The following is an 18,318-nucleotide window of genomic DNA, read 5'->3' on the forward strand; positions in this document are numbered from 1 at the left end:
GGTTATTGATTATGAAATTGTTATTGCCTACTTCAACGGCAGGAAGCTTACCGAAACCGGCCTGGCTTGCTCAACCTGAAACGCTGTGGTCGCCATGGAAACTGCAGGGTGATGAATTAATCGAGGGCAAAAGAGATGCTCTGCTGTTATCCCTGCAGGATCAGCAATTAGCGGGCATTGATATCGTCAGTGATGGCGAGCAAACGCGCCAGCACTTCGTCACCACCTTTATTGAACATCTGAGCGGCGTTGATTTTGAAAAGCGTGAGATTGTGAAGATCCGCAATCGCTATGACGCCAGCGTGCCAAGTGTGATCGGTGAAGTGGTGCGTAAAAAGCCGGTGTTTGTTGAAGATGCTAAATTCTTGCGCCAGCAAACCAAACAACAGATTAAGTGGGCTTTGCCAGGCCCAATGACCATGATTGATACCCTCTATGATGGTCACTACAAAAGCCGCGAAAAACTCGCTTGGGAATTTGCCAAAATTCTTAACCAGGAAGCCAAAGAGTTAGAAGCAGCCGGCGTTGATATTATTCAGTTTGATGAACCCGCATTTAACGTGTTCTTCGATGAAGTGAATGACTGGGGCATTGCCGCACTGGAAAGAGCCGTTGAAGGTCTGAAGTGCGAAACCGCCGTGCATATTTGCTATGGCTATGGCATTAAAGCGAACACCGACTGGAAAAAGACGCTCGGCACCGAGTGGCGTCAATATGAAGAAGTGTTCCCTAAACTGCAAAAGTCTTCTATCGATATCATTTCACTGGAAGCCCAGAATTCGCGTGTGCCAATGGATCTGATTGAGCTGATTCGTGGCAAAAAAGTGATGGTCGGTGCGATTGATGTGGCGACCAACACCATTGAAACCGCGGAAGAAGTGGCTAACACCTTGCGTAAAGCGCTGCAGTTTGTGGATGCCGATAAGCTTTATCCTTCGACCAACTGCGGTATGACGCCACTGTCGCGCCGCGTGGCCAGAGGCAAGCTGGAAGCCCTGAGCGCGGGTGCAGCTATCGTACGTAACGAACTCACCGCGTAATGCTGATCGACTCACCGCCCAGCAGGACGGTGAGTACTTTACTTCGGTGCCCAGCGATGTTCATCCGGGCACCGTCTTCCGTCTCCTGCCTGCATCATTCAATCCTGAAAAAACTTCATCACGCCCTGTGCGCATATCTGTCGGCCAGTAACTGATCGACGAAAGCGACGATTTCCGGTTTGGTTTTCTCAATCTCGGCAATTTTACTGGCGAACTTCGGCAGATAGTCTTTATGGGCATACAACAATTGATCCAGCACTTTTATCGCCGTATCGCCCGCTGGAATAAGCGGATTAATCGTGAAGGCGTGTAATGCTGCGCCGTAATCGCCACTGACGGCCGCTTCAATCACCGTTTCTTCCATGGCTTTCATTAACTGAATCATGCCGCGCGCCGCAGGTGGTAACGCTCCCCAACGCAGCGGTTCTGCGCCATGAGAAGTGATGGCAGCGGTGACCTCCACCACGCAATCAAACGGCAAATCGGCAATCGCGCCGTTATTGCGCGTTGAGACCACCATCAGTTTTCCGCTGTTATTTTGAATCGAAGCAATCAGATCGCAAGCCGCATCGCTGTAATGCGCCCCGCCCCTCTGACTTAACTCTTCAGGCTTGTAGTCAAGATTGACGTCTTTATATAACTCGAACAGCCGCGCTTCGGTTTTCTTCACCACTTCAGCGCGGGTTTCATACTGTTCGAACTCTTCAATGGCATGAGCCAGCATCGGTTCCTGCAAATAGTAATAGCGGTGATAACCACAGGGCAGCAGGCCGAGATGTTTCACCTGATCGTAATTAAAAGGAATCTGATGAATATTTTTCAGCCCTTCATCGCTTTTTTCCTGCTGGTCTGGTGAATAGATTTTATCAATCAGTTCGGCGGTGCGTTCATTGCCCTGCTGATCCCAAACGCGATGCCAGTGGAAATGGTTGAGCCCGGCAAATTTGAAATAGAGATCTTTCTCTTCCACACCGAGTACGCTGCTGGCCTGAGTGATATGACCGAACGGCACATTGCACAGGCCGACGGTTTTTTCCCACTTGCCATATTTAATCGCCGCTTCGGTCACCATGCCTGCCGGATTGGTGAAATCCACCAGCCAGGCGTTGGGGCACAATTGACGCATATCCTCGATAATATCGAGAATCACCGGAATCGTACGAAACGCCTTAAATATCCCGCCCGGGCCGTTGGTTTCCTGGCCCAGTAAACCATTGGCTAACGGAATCACTTCGTCTTTTAAGCGCGCATCCAGTAACCCCACGCGGAACTGAGTCGTTACGTAATCCGCATCCTTTAACGCTTCCTTGCGATCGAGTGAAAGATGCACCTGCCAGTCGAGTTTAGCGGCCGCAATCATCCGCTTCGCCATACTGCCAACAATTTCCATCTTCTCTGCGCCGTCCTCAATATCCACCAGCCACAACTCGGCAATCGGCAACTGCGCCTGACGCAGGATAAGCCCTTCAATCAACTCTGGCGTGTAGCTGGAACCCCCACCGATAGTGACAATCTTGATCTTATTTGGCATAGGATATAACTCCGTTTGGTTGCAATCAGGTGAGTCAACAGCGCCGTTTCAGGCAGCATTACGCCTCACCGCATGGATGATATTTTTCCTGGCTCAGGTTCATGTTATTTAATCAGCCTGCCTGCGCAGGCTGGAAAGGATATTCACTGACGAAGAGATGACACATCTGTTTTACCCGGGCTTCTTGCCCGGGCAATGTGAATTAAAGGGCTTCACCTTGCGAGGCGATGACCTTTTTATACCAGGCAAAACTCTTCTTCTTCGAGCGCGAAAAATCGCCGGTTTGATCGTCATTGCGGTCCACGTAAATAAAACCGTAGCGCTTGCTGTATTGGCCGGTACCAAAAGAGACGCAATCGAGGCAGCCCCAGGGCGTAAAGCCCATCAGGTCCACGCCATCTTCCAGTACAGCTTTTTTCATTTGCTCGATGTGTTCACGCAGGTAGGCAATACGATAGTCATCATTTACCTCACCGTTGGCCTCACGTTGATCAACGGCGCCAAAACCATTTTCCACAATAAACAGCGGCTTCTGATAACGCTCATACAGCGCGTTCAGCGTGTAGCGCAGACCAACTGGATCAATCTGCCATCCCCAATCTGACGCCTGCACGTGTGGATTTTTTCGGCTGCCAGGGAAAGCCTCGAGTGCGCTGTCCATGCGGGTCGCACTGGCATACTCCACGGCATTACTCATGTAATAGCTAAAGCCGAGATAATCGGTGCAGCCTTCACGCAGTGTTTGTGCATCCTCCGCTGCCATCTCAATGTGGAAACCGCGCAACGCCCACTCTTTCAAGATGTACGACGGATAGGCGCCGCGCATGTGCACATCGCCAAACAGATAACGTTCCTGCATCGATTTTTGCGCGTACATCACATCATCAGGATGGCATGACCACGGATACAGCGGCACCATCGCCAGCATGCAACCGATCTTAAATTCAGGATTGATTTGATGCCCCAGCTTCACCACTTTGGCACTGGCCACAAACTGATGATGCAGCACCTGATACATCACCTCTTCCGGCTTTTCATGTTCGGTGAAAATCACCCCTGAGTTGCTGTAACCGAACAGCGGGCGGCGCCAGTTACGCTGGTTGTTGATCTCGTTAAAGGTCATCCAGTATTTCACTTTGCCTTTGTAACGCTTCATCACCACTTCGCTATAGCGCACAAAGAGATCGATCAACTCACGATTGAGCCAGCCGCCATACTCCTTCACCAGATGCAATGGCATCTCGAAGTGCGACAGCGTGATCACCGGTTCGATGCCATATTTGAGCAGCTCATCAAACATGTCGTCGTAAAACTGCAGGCCCGCTTCGTTAGGTTGTTGCTCATCGCCTTTCGGGAAGATGCGTGTCCAGGCAATCGACGTACGGAAGCACTTAAAACCCATTTCGGCAAACAGCGCGATATCGTCTTTGTAGTGATGATAAAAATCAGTGGCCTGATGGTTGGGATAGTGTTTCCCTTCGACAATCCCATCGGTAATTTCACGTTCAACCCCATGCGCACCGCCCGTTAACACATCGACGATGCTCGGTCCTTTACCTCCTTCGTTCCATCCACCTTCAACCTGATGCGCGGCAACGGCGCCGCCCCATAAAAAATCAGCCGGTAACTGAGACATAATCCATCCTTTTATGTGATTAACAGCGTCTTACTGCACGTGGGTTTTCGACAACGCCTGCACCTGACGATGCAGATAAATCAGCTCTTCGACTAAATCACGGCACAGCATGGCGTTCATCAGATGATCCTGCGCATGCACCATAATCAGATTGACGGGAATCTTGCCGCAGCCTTCATCGGCGCCGATTAAGGCAGTTTGAATTTTGTGGGCTTCGCGTGCGGCATCTCGGGCACTGGCCAGCAGCGCATCGGCTTCCTGCCAGTTGTGTTTTCGGGCTGCTTGCAGTGCCTGCATCGATGATGAACGGGCTTCACCGGCATGAATAATCAGCTCCATCACCGTGCTTTCCATTTCCTGCATCTCTTGCATTACTTCATCTCCTCAGCCAGTTGTTCCTGCGCCATCTCTTCTTCCTGCGCAAGCAGTTGGCGTTCATACATTTTGAAGAACGGGTAATAAATCAGCGTTGATAAACAAATCAGGAAGGCCACCAGCACTACCGCGCGCCAGTCCCAGCCGGTTGACCATGCCGCACCAATCGGTCCCGGCGTGGTCCATGGCGCCAGTGAAATGACATGATTAACCAGATTGGTGCGGGTGGCTGTCCAGGCGATAACCGCGTTGATCAACGGCGTGGTGATAAAGGGAATAAACAGTAGCGGATTCATCACCACCGGCGAACCGAAAATAATCGGCTCATTGATGTTAAACATACCGGGTACAAAGCCGAGGCGGCCGATGGCGCGCAGATGCGCGGAGCGGCTGCGCAGATAGAGAATCACCAGGCCCATGGTGGCGCCCGAACCGCCCACGGTGATGAAGAATTGCCAGAACGGCTCGATAAAGATCTTAGGAATATCCTGGCCGGCATTTAGCGCTTCCTGGTTCAGCCCCAGATTACTCAGCCAGAATGCCTGTAAAATCCCACCGACAATCGCCGCACCGTGAATACCGGCAAACCACAGCAGATGACAGAGCAAGACGGCGATAAGCACGGCGGGCAGTGAATCGGCTGCGGAGATGATTGGCGCAAACACCGACATAATGGCCTGAGGAATGAGTAAGCCAAAGTGGCTCTCCATAAACAGGTTCAGCGGATAAAGCGTCAGGAAAATCACCATAATGGGGATCAGCAGGTCAAACGACTGACGAATCTTCGGTGGCACCTGTTCTGGCAGTTTGAAGCCAATGTTGTATTTCACCAGCCAGTGCATCACTTCCGTGCAGTACAGACTGATCAGGATGGCGGTGAATATCCCTTCCCCGCCCAGCGAGGCGACGGACAATGCACCGTTCTTTTCCGGTGCAGCCACCACCAAAAAGGTCATCAGCGACAGCAGCGCCGCCATCAGGCCATTCAGTTTGTAGCTTTGCGCCAGGTTGTAGGCAATTGCGCCAGTAATAAACACTGCCATGATGCCCATCGTCATGTTGTAGGGCATCATCAGCTGGTCGTTGTACTGCTTCACCATGCCCAGCCACCACTGGGCAAAGCCCCACTGGCTGTCCTGACTGAAAGGAGGATGTGAGAACAGCAGCATAAATGAACCGACAATCAGGAACGGCATCGAGGCAATAAACCCGTCCTTGATGGCCACCACATGCCGTTGCGAGGAGAGTCGTGCTGCAATCGGACTGATGCGGTTCTCAATCACGCCAAATAAAGAATCAGCCAGTGTGCTCATCATGCCCCCTTATTGGCATCAATCAGGGCGAGCGCCGACTTCAGGATTTTTTCGCCATTTAACATCCCGTAATCCATGGTGTTAATGACGGTGACCGGTTTGTGATATTCCTGCGCCTGACGTTCGAAATCTGCCAGCTTATATTTGATCTGCGGGCCTAACAGACAACAGTCATACTCCGCGATTTTTTCATTGAACTCTTCCATGCCAACGGCATCAATTTTGGCTTCTAAACCCAGTTGCGTAGCGGCTTTCTGCATTCTTTGTACTACCATGCTGGTTGACATACCTGCGGAACAACACAATAGAATTTTCATCATGATACCCTCCGTTTTTTTAAATAATTACGCGTCGAGAACCGTTTCTGCAACCGGTTACAGATTCAATTTGTTCTTTTTGTGATCCATAACTCAAACCGTTAAACCTTATTTAAAGAGTGAAAATATTATTAATCTGAGACCGGTTTCATATTATTTTTATGTTAGCCTTTTAAATATGTGATGAAATCGGATGATAATGAGAAAAAACGTTATCGGTTAGAAGAGCCTCACTCTGCGGTTTTCAGATTGAGCTTTTGCGCTACAATGCGCGAGAACGCTGAGAAGGAAGATAAATGACGACAATGCTTGATGTCGCAAAACGCGCAGGAGTGTCAAAAGCCACGGTGTCACGGGTGCTGGCTGGCCATGCTTATGTGTCTAAAACGGTGCGGGATCGGGTGATGCTGGCCATAGATGAGATGGATTACCGTCCTAATCTGCTGGCACGAAGTCTTGCGACCAACCGTTCGCACAGTATTGGTCTGATGGTGCCCAACACGCTTTACAATGGTCCTTTTTTCACCGAGCTGTTATTCCAGGCCGCGACCATGACGGAAAAACTCGGCTCACAACTGGTGCTGGGCGATGGTAAACACAATGCTCAGCAAGAGCGTGAAGCCATAAACTTTTTAATCGATAGCTATTGCGATGCCGTGATCATCTATCCGCGCTATTTAAGCGTGGAGGACATTGATGCGCTTATTCCCAGCATGAGTAAGCCGTTAATCGTTTTAAACCGCCGTTTGAAGCAGCATCCACAATATTCGGTGTGTGCCGACCACGAAAATGACACGCTCAACGCTGTGAATCATTTGATTGCTCAGGGCCATCGCGAGATCGCTTTTATCAAAGGGATGGGCAGTTCCCACACCGGATTAAGCCGTCTGAAAGGGTATATTGCCTCGTTGATGGAAAATGGCATTGAATACGATGAAAACCTGATGCTGGATGGCTGCTGGACCAGCGCCAGTGGGCAACTGGCGGTGGAAGCGCTGTTACGGCGTAAAGTCAGGTTTTCTGCGATTGTTGCCAGCAATGATGATATGGCGATTGGTGCCGCCTGCGCGTTGCACAATGCGGGTTTGCGCCTCCCTCAGGACGTCTCATTACTGGGTTTTGATGACATCCCGGTTGCGCCCTATCTTCTGCCCGCGTTAACCACGGTGCATGTTCCCGTTGCTGAGATGGTGTCGAGTGCGTTAACGCAACTGTCTAAAATGCTGGATGGTGAAAGCGTGACGGCGCAGCCGCTTATGCCGGGCAGACTGGTGCTGCGTAATTCGATCACCCAGGGACCGTATTACCAGCAAAAATAACGCCGCCGTGCGATAATCTGGCTTATTTTGCCACGATGAGCATTTTGCGCCATGAAAAACTTTCTCGTTATCGTCCCCGATGGCGGCATGCTGTTTGAAGCCGCCGGTATTGCCGACATCCTGATGCACGCCAACCTACACCTGCCCGTTGGCGTCGATCAGCCACGTTATCGTGTCAGTATCGCCACCACGCAGTCGCATCAGGTGATTCACGGTCAGTCGGGCCTCAACCTGCTGGCTGACCTGAAGCTGGCCGAAGTAGATCCCCGCACCGCCTGGGATACCATCATGATTACCGGACGCGGTGACAGCGTCGAAGAGGGCAACATGGTGGTGGATTTCATCAGGCTGGCGGCTCCGCAGGCCCGGCGTGTGGTGTCAATTTGTGGTGGCGCGATGCTGCTCGCTGAAGCGGGTTTGCTGGATGGACGCCGTGCCACGTCACACTGGCGTCTGCTGGAAACGCTGCAAACCCGCTTTCCCCGCGTCCAGGTGGAAGGAGGCCCGCTGTACATCCAGGATGGCCCAATCTGGACGTCCGGTGGCGTGAGTTCCGGCTTTGATCTCACGCTGGCGCTGGTTGAGGAGGATTTCGGTTTCAGCGTGGCACGCGATATCGCTCAGGATATGGTGATGTATTTGCGCCGCCCCGGCGGACAGATGCAGTTCAGCCGCTACCAGCTACAACAAACCAGCACCGGCCCGATCCACGATCTGCAAAGCTGGATACGCGCCAACCTGGCGGAAGATCTGTCGGTTGAGAAGCTGGCCGAACGTGTCGCGATGAGCCCACGCAATTTCACCCGCGTATTCACCCGTGAAACCGGTGCGTCACCGGCGCGCTATGTCGCAGAGGCGCGACTGGCTGCCGCACGCGAATTGTTGGAGCAGAGCCGCGCGACGCTGGAACGCATCGCCCTCGACACCGGATTTGGCAGCAGCATCAATTTGCGCCGCAGTTTTGAGCGCCAGTTGCATCTCACGCCCGGTGAATATCGCCAACGCTTTCACTGCCGTAAAATGGCGTAAAGTGATCCTTTTTTGTCGTTTACGCCAATCCCACATCGTCCTACATTGACTGCAACCACTTCGGATAAGGAGTCAATAATGATCAAGGTAGGCATTAACGGTTTTGGCCGTATCGGACGTAACGTATTCCGCGCCGCACTGGGCAGTGATGATATTGAGATTGTGGCGATTAACGATCTCACCGACAGTAAAACCCTGGCGCATCTGCTGAAACACGACTCTCTGCTGGGCCGACTGCCTGCAGAAGTGGAAGCGGGTGAAGGTGAACTGCGCATTGATGGTAAGCCAGTACGCGTGTTCAGCGAACGAGATCCCGCCAATATTCGCTGGAGCGATGTGGGTGTCGATATTGTTATCGAAGCCACCGGATTCTTCACTGAACGTGACAAAGCAGCGGTGCATATCACCAGCGGTGGCGCGAAACGCGTCATTATCTCCGCGCCGGGTAAAAACGATGATTTGACGATAGTGTTGGGCGTGAACGATCAGCGCTACGACCCTCAACAGCATTTCGTCGTGAGCAACGGCAGCTGCACCACCAACGGCTTAGCCCCGGCTGCACAGGTTCTCCATCAGGCCTTCGGTATTGAGCATGGTCTGATGAACACCACTCATGCTTATACCAATAGCCAGGTGCTGCACGATCAGCCGGAGAAAGATCTGCGCGGCGCGCGCGCGGCGGCGCTGTCAATCGTGCCTTACTCCAGCGGTGCGGCTAAAGCGTTGGGGCGTGTTATCCCCGAGTTGGATGGACGTTTGACGGGCTATTCACTGCGCGTACCGGTGCCGGTGGTGTCAATTGTCGATTTAACCGTGACGCTTAAACGTGATGTCACCGCCGAGGAGGTCAATGATGCCTTTAAAGCCGCAGCAGCAGAAGGTCCGCTGAAAGGGATTTTGGGGTACAGCGATGAACCACTGGTTTCCAGTGATTATCAGGGCGATCCTCGTTCTTCCATCATCGACGGCCTTTCCACGCTGGTGATTGGCGGCAACCTGGTGAAAATTCTTGCCTGGTACGATAACGAGTGGGGCTTCTCGAACCGTCTGGTGGATCTCGCGCGTTTGATGGCACAGCGCGGATTGTAATTCACCTTCCTCCTCAGCTAAAAAAATCCCCGCTGATGCGGGGATTGTCGTTGCTGACGGGCGCGGTTACTTAATGCCCATTGCATCCTTCAGCGTAAAGAACAAGTCCGTCTGATCGGTCAGGCCCACCACGTTAGCCGCATAAGGACCATAGGCCGCGATACGCAGCTGTGTGCCGGTATGCCCCTGAGAATCCTCTTCAGAGTTACCGTAGCTGATGGTCATGACCGCACCATCTTTGGTGTTCACCGCCTGCGTCAGGCCCGGCGCTTTGCTGCCATTTTCAATAATCTGGCTGCTGTGCGCATGATCTGCGGTTACCACCACCAGGGTATCGCCATGCTCGCGTGCAAAGGCCAGCGCCTGCTGCACGGCCTCATCCAGATCCACGGTTTCACCAATCTGACCACATGGGTTTGCTGCGTGATCCTGTTTATCAATCGACGCGCCTTCCACCTGCAGGAAGAAACCTTTCTCATTGGTGCTCAGCAAATCAATTGCCTTTTTGGTCATCTGCGCCAGTGTCGGTGTTGATGCCGGGCGATCTTTATTCACTTCGCAGGTCACTACGGGTTTATCAATGTTGCCGTGATAGCTGGCTTTTGGCCCTTGCCAACGAACCGGCATATTGCCGTCGGAGAACAGACCCAGTACCGGTTTGCTTTGGTCGGCCTGTTGGATGGCATTCATGCCATCCAGGTTATCGACCAGCTGGAAGCCCAGCGCCTGAGCCTGCTCGCGCAGTGTTTTTCCCTGATACTCACCGGCTTTGGCGCTTTCCGTGAACGATTTCGCCCCGCCGCCGAGCGTGACGTCTGGACGAGTCTTCAGCATCTGCTCGCTGATCGACCCTTTACCGCCCTGCTCCAGCGCATTGGTTGGACAGAGTTCGCTGGTTTTCTCCGGGCCATAACATTTACGCGACGTGACATGCGCCATCAAAGCCGCGGGCGTGGCATCCTGCAATTCTGCGGTTGAGACGTTGCCAGTGGCTTTGCCGGCAGCTTTCGCCAACTCCAGAATGGTGACCTGATCCTTGCCATTGACGTCTACGCCGATGGCACCGTTATAAGATTTGGTGCCCGTTGCCCAGGCGGTAGCGGAGGCAGCGGAATCTGTCACGTAGTTCGGTTTGTGGGTTTTCTTGTCTAACGAGTAGTGGGTGTACTGGCCGGTTAACGGCAGCGCATCAATGCCTGGGAAAAAACCACCTGCGCCCATCGCCTGATTTCGTGCGGCGGTGATTTCCGAGTCGCCCATGCCATCGCCGATCAACAAGATGACGTTTTTGGCCGTGGTATTGATGAGTGAGGCTTTCAGCGCTTCCGTCTGGTCGCTGCTGAGGCGGCGCGCGCCACCGTGTTCGGTGATATCACCGGTGGCGGCGCGGCTATACGTTGTTGAATCTGCCACTGCTGACGTTGCGATGAGTGAAGCCAGCAGAGAAACCGTGAAAAGAGGTATGTGTTTCATTTATAAGCATCCTTATCAGTAAATATAACCAAATGTTTCCGCAGACAAGTCTGCGACAGTCTGGTGACACTTTTGTGGCAGAGAAGGAATAATTTGATGACAGAACACGCAGTTCGGCGAGAGATGCAGCAAGCTGCACAGAGCTTAAGCGGATAGAACAAAAGGAGAAAATAGGGCTTGACCGTTTTCAGGTAACTCCCTATAGTAGCGCCCCGTTGACCCAGTGCGGTTGGCAGAAAAAATGTGGTGAGATGTCCGAGTGGCTGAAGGAGCACGCCTGGAAAGTGTGTATACGGCAACGTATCGGGGGTTCGAATCCCCCTCTCACCGCCATCATTTTGAAGAAGAGCCTGAACGAAAGTTCAGGCTTTTTTTTGTCTTCAGATCAGCCACATCATTAACTTACCTGGCCATCCCCGATTACCATCGCCAGGAACTTGTCTCTGAGTGGGTCTTTGATCTGTGCGTTCCAGGCCAAACCTGTTTGCCAATGCGTATGTTCACCCTCCAGCGGCAATAGCCTGACGCCAGCAGGAAGGATGTGTTTCACACTCGCCGGCAATAACGCGACACCATCCCCTGCCGCCACTCGTGCCAGCAATGTCTGGATATCATCGGCGGCTGCAACCCTACAAGGCGGAAAACCTTGCCCGCACAGATAGCGCTGCGCCTGAGCCGTTAAGCCATTGCCGCGATCGGGTGAGAGCTGGAGCAGTTGGTGAGTTTCAATAAACACCTTCGCTTCCGCCAGATCGGAAGGCTGGTCTGCCGCGATCGCCAGCACTAAGCGCTCCTCATCCAGCACAAGACTTTGCAACGGTTCGGTTACCGGCAAGCGCACAAATCCAATCTGCAGTCGCCCTTCCATCAGTTGCTGGCATTGCACCGCAGAAGGCATGTCGTTTAATAACACCTGCACGCCAGGATACGCAGTGCGGAACGCCGCTACCCTTTCAGGTGCCATGCGAAAGGACGAGATACCAAATCCAATGGTCAACGTTCCCGTCTGGCCCTGCTGCCGTTCCGCTATCCAGGCACAAAACTGCGCATGACGCTCCACGATATCCCGCGCACCGGACAAAAACTGCTCTCCCGCCACAGTGAGGCGGGCGCCATGCCGCCCGCGCTGGAAAAGCGTGACACCCGCAAGGTGCTCAAGCGTTTGGATTTGTTTCGTTAGCGCGGGTTGCGTCACGCACAACTGTTCAGCAGCAGTGTGATAAGCATGGGTTTTAGCCAACGTAACGAAGGCACGGAGCAGTTTAATATCCATTCCATTCGGTTATCGAAGTGAGCGAAGTTGTGATTATACACGGTGGATTTCTCTCTGGTGAAATAGCACGCCATCCCCCTACGAGAGAAACCACCATGAACAAACAGCTTCGTGTTGCCACCGTACAGTTTTGTCATCGCGCCGGAGACAAGCAGTACAACTTAGCGCTGATGGAACAGTTTATTGATCAGGCCGCTCAGACAGATACTCAGGTTTTGGCTTTTCCTGAGATGTGTATCACGGGTTACTGGCATGTGCCTCAGCTATCGCATGATGAAGTGGCAGCCCTCGCCGAGCGCAGCGATGACAGCCCGTCACTGGCACGGATAGCGGCGCTGGCAGAGCGCTATCAGATGGCGATCGGGGCGGGCTATATTGAAAAGCATCAAAACGGCCAGCTCTACAATGCTTACGCGGTTTGCATGCCTGATGGTCAACGCCATGTACATCGTAAGATCCACGCTTTCGAGCATCCATCCATTTCCCAGGGGAATGCATTTACAGTGTTTGATACGCCGTGGGGTGTGCGAATAGCGATTCTTATCTGCTGGGACAATAACCTCACCGATAACGTTCGCGTCACCGCCCTGCTGGGTGCCGATATTTTGATTGCGCCACATCAAACGGGCGGCACGCACTCGCGCAGCCCCTTCGGCATGAAACCCATCCCTGTAAGCCTTTGGGAAAACCGACAGCAAGCCCCTGAAGCGCTGGAAGCCGCATTAATGGGTGACAGCGGGCGAGGCTGGTTGATGCGCTGGCTGCCCTCACGTGCACACGATAATGGACTGTTCATCCTGTTCAGTAATGGCGTAGGACTGGATAACGGTGAGATTCGTACCGGCAATGCGATGGTAATTGATCCCTATGGTCGCATCGTCAACGAAACCACTTCATTCAGAGATACGCTGGTGAGCGCCGATCTGGACCTTTCGTTACTGGCGATGTCTACCGGGCGCCGCTGGATCCACGGCAGACGGCCAGAACTTTATCACCTGCTCTGTGAACCACAAGGTTATGAGCGGGATGCACGCACCGCACGATTTTCCGAAGATGTTCCTGTGTTCGATCACAAAATGGCGCATAAAACATCTTTGGATAAAACATAAAGCCACACGAGGCGTAAACCTTTCGCGTTTTATTTATACCGACGCTGAAGATATTTGGTTGAGGTAAATACCAACTTAGGAAAAAACAAATGAAAGGATTCATGCATTATGGGGTTTTTATCTTCATACTGACGTTCACATCATTAGCTGAAGCAGTCATTAAAATCCCCTTTAAATTAGATGAAAGTGCATTACCGATTGTCACGCTGAATATTAACGGCCAGGAGGGCGAGTTTATGCTGGATACCGGCTCTGCATTTGCTTTCCATTTTGATCCGGCGTTTATACGACAGGTGCCGTGGCTAAAGCCGTTAAAGGATAAAGTGCGCACCACCGATCTGACCGGCGAGGTGTTCCTGAATGATAAATTCATGTTTCACCATGTCTCGGTTAATGGCATGAGCTTTGAGAACGTTGAAGGTGTTTCCCTGAGCCCATGGGGGCTGACGCTGCAGCCTGACGGCAAAAGACCGGAAAGTATGGTCATCGGATTGGGGCTTTTCCGGCAAAAGGTCCTGATGATTGATTACCCGCATCGCCTGTTCACCGTGGCGAATCGGCTGGACGATTTCACTATCGACCGCCAGCAATGGTTAACGCTGCCTTTAACGATCACAGATGAAGGCATAATCATTGAGGTTATGAAAAATAATGAGAGTTTTAATATGCTGCTGGATACCGGTGCAACACTCTCAATGTTATGGAGTAAACGTTTAAATAGAACAGATAACGTATTTCCTTGCAAAGAAGTCATAGCGGAAATGGATGATGAAGGTTGTCAGGCGACGCAAATCAATATCAAACAGGCCACATCCGGGAAAATAAATATCGCGGCGATCCTGGTGGAGGATATTGATTCACAAATGGTAGCGGATGGTTTATTGGGAGAGAATTTCTTGCGACATCATTACATCCTGATCGATTTCCCTCATCAGCAGTTATTGATACGCGCCAATGAACCTGGCTGAGCAGCCATAAAAAAACCCGGCTTGCGCCGGGTTTTGCTTCGCTACACTCTCAATCAACTTCTTAATCGTTAACCGTAAGCCAGCAGCGTGCGCTGGCAAAGTGCCGAACGGACGCAGTCGTTTTTGTCGAAACGCACCACACCAATCATCTCGTCTTCTTCGAAACGCGCCAGCGCATCGGCCAGACCGGACTTGACGTGGGACGGCAAGTCACACTGGGTGATATCACCGTTGACGATAACCGTCACGTTCTCGCCTAAGCGTGTCAGGAACATCTTCATCTGTGCCGCAGTGACGTTTTGTGCCTCATCAAGGATCACTACCGCATTCTCAAACGTACGTCCGCGCATATATGCGAAGGGCGCAATCTCTACCTTGGCAATTTCAGGCCTCAGGCAGTACTGCATAAAGGAAGCGCCGAGACGTTTAACCAGAACGTCGTATACCGGTCGGAAATACGGGGCGAACTTCTCGGAAATATCCCCAGGAAGGAAACCGAGGTCTTCATCCGCCTGCAGAACCGGGCGCGTCACAATAATCCTTTCGATATCCTTATTGATCAGGGCCTCAGCCGCTTTGGCTGCGCTAATCCAGGTTTTACCGCAACCGGCTTCACCGGTGGCGAATATCAGCTGTTTCGTTTCTATGGCATTAAGATAGTGCGCTTGAGCTTCATTTCTGGCTTCAATCGGACCACGATCGCGTGAATCACGCGCCATGCCAATTGAGTCCAACCCACCCATCTGCACCAGCGAAGTGACCGATTCTTCTTCGCGCTGACGGTGACTGCGAGAATCACTACGAACGACTCTTCTTGCTTCACGACGCGCTTTGATCACTGCTTTCTGTCTTCCCATAGTGGCACCTTACAGTTGGTTTCATTTATCGCGGCGGATCACCCGCGGCGATGACTTGAACGCTTTAGAGGTTTGTTTGGCTTCCTTGTAAGCCGGGTCTGGCTATTGAGAGTAGTGTGCAACAACGACGAAGCGCTGATGCGCACCGGTAAAGAAATGGCGATAGTTCGGGAACGATAATTGAAAAGTGAAGAGGATACTTTGGAGGGAAGAAATCCCCCGCAGTGTACTGCGCTAGCTGAAGTGTATTTAACTGTCCATAGAAGGACCGGGTCATGCGCGAACTCCAGTGGACTTAGCCACACAACTGACAACGCTTATGAGTAAAGTGCATCATATTAACCATGCTTTGCAACAGTATTTTTACGTCACGACAAAGAAAAAGAGATAAGCGAAGCATGAGAATTTTCGTCTTAAATTAAATTATCTCGCTTTTTCAGTGAGATGGATTATTTGACGCGCGACGAACTTTTTCGGAACATTCGGAAGTGGATGCGACCAGGGGAAAGTTTACGGTCGGTGAAAAAAGCGCCAGCGCAACCTTATCGCTGCGCTGGCGCGGTGCGTTTATTAATCAGGCCTGCAGTAAAGACTGGCCAAGGTAATGTTTTTCGTCAGGGACGCCCGGCAAAACGAAAAAGTATCCGCCGCCAATCGGACGAATATATTCTTCCAGCGCTTCGCCATTGAGACGTTTTTGCACCGTGATAAAGCCTTTAGCTAAATCATGCTGATAGCAAACGAACAAGAGTCCCATATCCAACTGCCCCGAACCGGTAATCCCTGAGGAGTAACTGTAGCCCCGGCGCAGCATTAAACTGCTGTCGGTTTCCGGCGTGCGTGGGTTGGCGAGACGGATATGCGCATCCAGCGCGATGACATCACCATCCGGATCTTTACTGTAATCCGGCACGTCATGTTCTTCTTTCATGCCCAGCGGCGCACCGGAAAGTTTCTCACGACCGAATATGGTTTGCTGTTCACCCAGCGGAGTGCGATCCCACATTTCAACGTGGAAACGAATGATACGCACCGCCTGATAACTCCCGCCCTGCGTCCAGGCAGGTTCCTGCTGATTCGCCGTCACCCATAGCAATTGATCCATGAGCGCAGGGTTATGCGTATCAGGGTTGGCGGTGCCATCTTTGAAGCCCAGCAGATTGATCGGCGTTTCCTTGCCATGGCTGCGTGCGGCATGATCGGCAATAAAACCATCACGCCGCCAGCGCACGGCCAGCAGATCGGGCGTGTACTTAATGATGTCGCGCAGTGCGTGAATCACCGTGTCTTGCGTATTGGCGCAGATTTGCAGCAGTAGATCGCCGTGACACTGATCGGCATCCAGCGAATCATTGGGGAAGCGCGTCATGCTTTGCAGTTGCGTCGGTTTGTGTGCACTTAAACCAAAGCGCTCATCAAACAACGAGGTGCCCACGGACAGCGTCATGGTGAGATTATCGGGTGCGATATCAGCGCCAAGAATGCCGGAATCCATTGGCGGCAGCTGCGGGTTGGTGACAACTGGCGCAGCGCCTCCTTTGGTCAGGAAAGCGAAGCGCTCTGTGAGCAGACGGAACAAACGTTCGAGGTCACTTTTGTCACTGGCTAAGACGTCAAAAGCCACCAGCATCATGGAAGCCTGCTGCGGGGTGATAATGCCAGCCTGATGCGGGCCATAGAAGGGTTGCGCCTGCTGGCGCGCATCGGGTGCAACCGTGCCGGGAGAGAAGCTGTCAGCCGCGGCTGCCGTATGGAACGGACAGCCGCCACTCAGGGCGGCCGCGCCGCCCAACATGCCTAATCCCTGCAATAAACGACGACGCGACGGCTGCGCCGCGTCATTTTTATGGCTCATGATTAGTCGAGACCTAAAGTACCGCGCAGCAGGGAGAGATCTTCCGCCAGAGTGGTGATCGGCCCTTTCAGCGCATTGCGGTCAGCGGTAGTGAGTTTCTCGTAAGATTCGAAACCGTCTTTGGTGCGGTATTTACTGAGGATGCTGTCCACTTTCTTGAAGTTGGCATCGACTTTCGCCAGCAGCTGCGGGTTAGCTTTTTGCAGTTGTGGGCGCAGCAGATCAACGATTTTCTGTGCACCGTCGATATTGGCCTGGAAGTCAGACAGGTCGGTACGGCTGTAACGATCTTCTTCACCCGAGATTTTGCTGGCTGCCACTTCTTCGATCAGGCCTGCTGCGCCGCCAACAACTTTCGCCGGTGGGAATGCCAGTTCTCTGATGCGGGTCTGCAGATCCAGCACGTCCTGATTCAGCTTAGTGGCAAACTCTTCAGCACCTTTGGTGGTTTTGTCGGCCCAGAGGATTTTTTCGATACGGTGGAAACCGGTGAATTTCGGATCGTCGGCTTTCTTCTCGAAGTCATCTTCACGGGCATCGATGCTGCTGTCCAGATCGGAGAACAGTTCAGCAATCGGCTCGATACGCTCGTAGTGTGCACGGGTCGGTGCGTACAGCGCTTTGGCTTTTTCCAGATCGCCCGCTTTTACTGCATCGGTGAAGGCCTGAGTGCCCGCCACCAGCTCTTTGACTTCGCTCATCACGTAGGTTTTGTAGTCCGTGATTGGGCCAGCCAGCTGCATGATGTCAGTTTTGCCTTTGGCAGCGGTTTTCGACTCACCCGATACCACCAGTTTGCCTTTCGGGTTGGTCAGCAAGCCACAGGTCATGTCATATTCGCCTGCTTCGAGGTTCGCGGTCAATTTCTGGCTAAAACCCGGCGCGATGTTTTCACGCTCTTCTACCACCATCACCCCTTTCAGGATTTCCCACTCCAGCGCTTTCTGGCTGTTGTTTTTGATGATGAACTGGGTTTTACCCGCCTGCACATTGAGTGACATCGGCTCACACTGTTTGTCAGTGACGGTAACCGTGACTTGCGGGATGGATGCAGCAGATGCAGCGCCTGAGAGAGCCAGCATTGAAACCAACAGCGCCTTACGGCGGAAGCGAATCGTCATAGTGATATCCCTG

16 protein-coding genes and 1 tRNA gene are annotated in these 18,318 nt (G+C 52.4%); 7 read left to right on the forward strand and 10 right to left on the reverse strand.

The features are described from left to right. Window positions 1-11: 11 nt before the first annotated feature. Window positions 12-1,040, forward strand: coding sequence for a methionine synthase (locus tag IAE30_RS20265; RefSeq protein ID WP_045832952.1), 1,029 nt, complete (start codon window positions 12-14; stop codon window positions 1,038-1,040). A 118-nt stretch (window positions 1,041-1,158) separates the two neighbouring features. On the opposite strand, the gene IAE30_RS20270 is transcribed toward IAE30_RS20265, so the two are convergent. The 5 genes from IAE30_RS20270 to IAE30_RS20290 all read right to left on the reverse strand — a co-directional run bounded on the left by IAE30_RS20270 (window position 1,159) and on the right by IAE30_RS20290 (window position 6,215). Next, window positions 1,159-2,571, reverse strand: a complete 1,413-nt coding sequence (locus IAE30_RS20270) for a 6-phospho-beta-glucosidase (protein ID WP_200680834.1) — start codon at window positions 2,569-2,571, stop codon at window positions 1,159-1,161. A 202-nt stretch (window positions 2,572-2,773) separates the two neighbouring features. Then, window positions 2,774-4,207 carry a 6-phospho-beta-glucosidase gene (locus IAE30_RS20275; RefSeq protein ID WP_038646416.1) on the reverse strand — a complete coding sequence of 478 codons (1,434 nt, stop codon included), beginning with the start codon at window positions 4,205-4,207 and terminating at the stop codon, window positions 2,774-2,776. Between the two features lie 30 nt (window positions 4,208-4,237). Further along, window positions 4,238-4,570, reverse strand: a complete 333-nt coding sequence (locus IAE30_RS20280) for a PTS lactose/cellobiose transporter subunit IIA (protein ID WP_038650038.1) — start codon at window positions 4,568-4,570, stop codon at window positions 4,238-4,240. An 8-nt stretch (window positions 4,571-4,578) separates the two neighbouring features. Then, window positions 4,579-5,895, reverse strand: a complete 1,317-nt coding sequence (locus tag IAE30_RS20285) for a PTS sugar transporter subunit IIC (protein WP_200680896.1) — start codon at window positions 5,893-5,895, stop codon at window positions 4,579-4,581. Further along, on the reverse strand, window positions 5,895-6,215 hold the full coding sequence (locus IAE30_RS20290; protein WP_200680835.1) for a PTS sugar transporter subunit IIB: 321 nt from the start codon (window positions 6,213-6,215) through the stop codon (window positions 5,895-5,897). The genes IAE30_RS20285 and IAE30_RS20290 overlap by 1 nt, the downstream gene beginning before the upstream one ends. A gap of 293 nt (window positions 6,216-6,508) precedes the next feature. On the opposite strand from IAE30_RS20290, the gene IAE30_RS20295 reads away from it, so the two are divergent. From IAE30_RS20295 to gap, 3 genes are all read left to right on the forward strand, one after another. Beyond that, a complete protein-coding gene (locus IAE30_RS20295; RefSeq protein WP_200680836.1) occupies window positions 6,509-7,531 on the forward strand; it encodes a LacI family DNA-binding transcriptional regulator in 1,023 nt (340 codons plus the stop codon). A gap of 51 nt (window positions 7,532-7,582) precedes the next feature. After that, window positions 7,583-8,560: a GlxA family transcriptional regulator gene (locus IAE30_RS20300; protein ID WP_200680837.1), complete on the forward strand. Its 978-nt coding sequence runs from the start codon at window positions 7,583-7,585 to the stop codon at window positions 8,558-8,560. A gap of 78 nt (window positions 8,561-8,638) precedes the next feature. Beyond that, a complete protein-coding gene (gene gap / locus IAE30_RS20305; RefSeq protein WP_200537980.1) occupies window positions 8,639-9,649 on the forward strand; it encodes a type I glyceraldehyde-3-phosphate dehydrogenase in 1,011 nt (336 codons plus the stop codon). Window positions 9,650-9,715: 66 nt separating this feature from the next. On the opposite strand, the gene phoA is transcribed toward gap, so the two are convergent. Next, window positions 9,716-11,122, reverse strand: a complete 1,407-nt coding sequence (gene phoA / locus IAE30_RS20310) for an alkaline phosphatase (RefSeq protein ID WP_038646403.1) — start codon at window positions 11,120-11,122, stop codon at window positions 9,716-9,718. A gap of 245 nt (window positions 11,123-11,367) precedes the next feature. Between phoA and IAE30_RS20315 the strand changes: the two genes are divergently transcribed. Further along, window positions 11,368-11,455, forward strand: a tRNA-Ser gene (locus IAE30_RS20315). Window positions 11,456-11,519: 64 nt separating this feature from the next. Here IAE30_RS20315 and IAE30_RS20320 read toward each other — a convergent pair. Next, window positions 11,520-12,395 (reverse strand): LysR family transcriptional regulator, encoded by an 876-nt coding sequence (locus IAE30_RS20320; RefSeq protein WP_200680838.1) that lies wholly within the window; start codon window positions 12,393-12,395, stop codon window positions 11,520-11,522. A gap of 95 nt (window positions 12,396-12,490) precedes the next feature. Here IAE30_RS20320 and IAE30_RS20325 point away from each other — a divergent pair, with 95 nt between their 5' ends. Together IAE30_RS20325 and IAE30_RS20330 are read left to right on the forward strand one after the other, a co-directional pair. Next, on the forward strand, window positions 12,491-13,504 hold the full coding sequence (locus IAE30_RS20325; protein ID WP_038646399.1) for a nitrilase family protein: 1,014 nt from the start codon (window positions 12,491-12,493) through the stop codon (window positions 13,502-13,504). An 89-nt stretch (window positions 13,505-13,593) separates the two neighbouring features. Continuing rightward, a complete protein-coding gene (locus tag IAE30_RS20330; protein ID WP_200680839.1) occupies window positions 13,594-14,472 on the forward strand; it encodes a retroviral-like aspartic protease family protein in 879 nt (292 codons plus the stop codon). Between the two features lie 68 nt (window positions 14,473-14,540). Here the strand turns inward: IAE30_RS20330 and phoH are convergent, their stop codons facing one another. The 3 genes from phoH to efeO form a co-directional block, all read right to left on the reverse strand. Then, entirely contained in the window at window positions 14,541-15,329 is a 789-nt protein-coding gene (gene phoH / locus IAE30_RS20335; RefSeq protein ID WP_034824330.1) for a phosphate starvation-inducible protein PhoH, read from the reverse strand. A gap of 574 nt (window positions 15,330-15,903) precedes the next feature. After that, complete coding sequence (gene efeB, locus IAE30_RS20340; protein ID WP_200680840.1) at window positions 15,904-17,184, reverse strand: iron uptake transporter deferrochelatase/peroxidase subunit; 1,281 nt, start codon at window positions 17,182-17,184, stop codon at window positions 15,904-15,906. Window positions 17,185-17,186: 2 nt separating this feature from the next. Beyond that, the gene (efeO, locus tag IAE30_RS20345; protein ID WP_200537917.1) at window positions 17,187-18,305 is read right to left on the reverse strand and encodes an iron uptake system protein EfeO; all 1,119 of its coding nucleotides are present in this window, start codon (window positions 18,303-18,305) and stop codon (window positions 17,187-17,189) included. Between the last annotated feature and the right edge of the window lie 13 nt (window positions 18,306-18,318).

Origin of the sequence: Pantoea sp. S61, assembly GCF_016625145.1 — a bacterium.
GTDB lineage: Bacteria > Pseudomonadota > Gammaproteobacteria > Enterobacterales > Enterobacteriaceae > Pantoea > Pantoea rwandensis_B.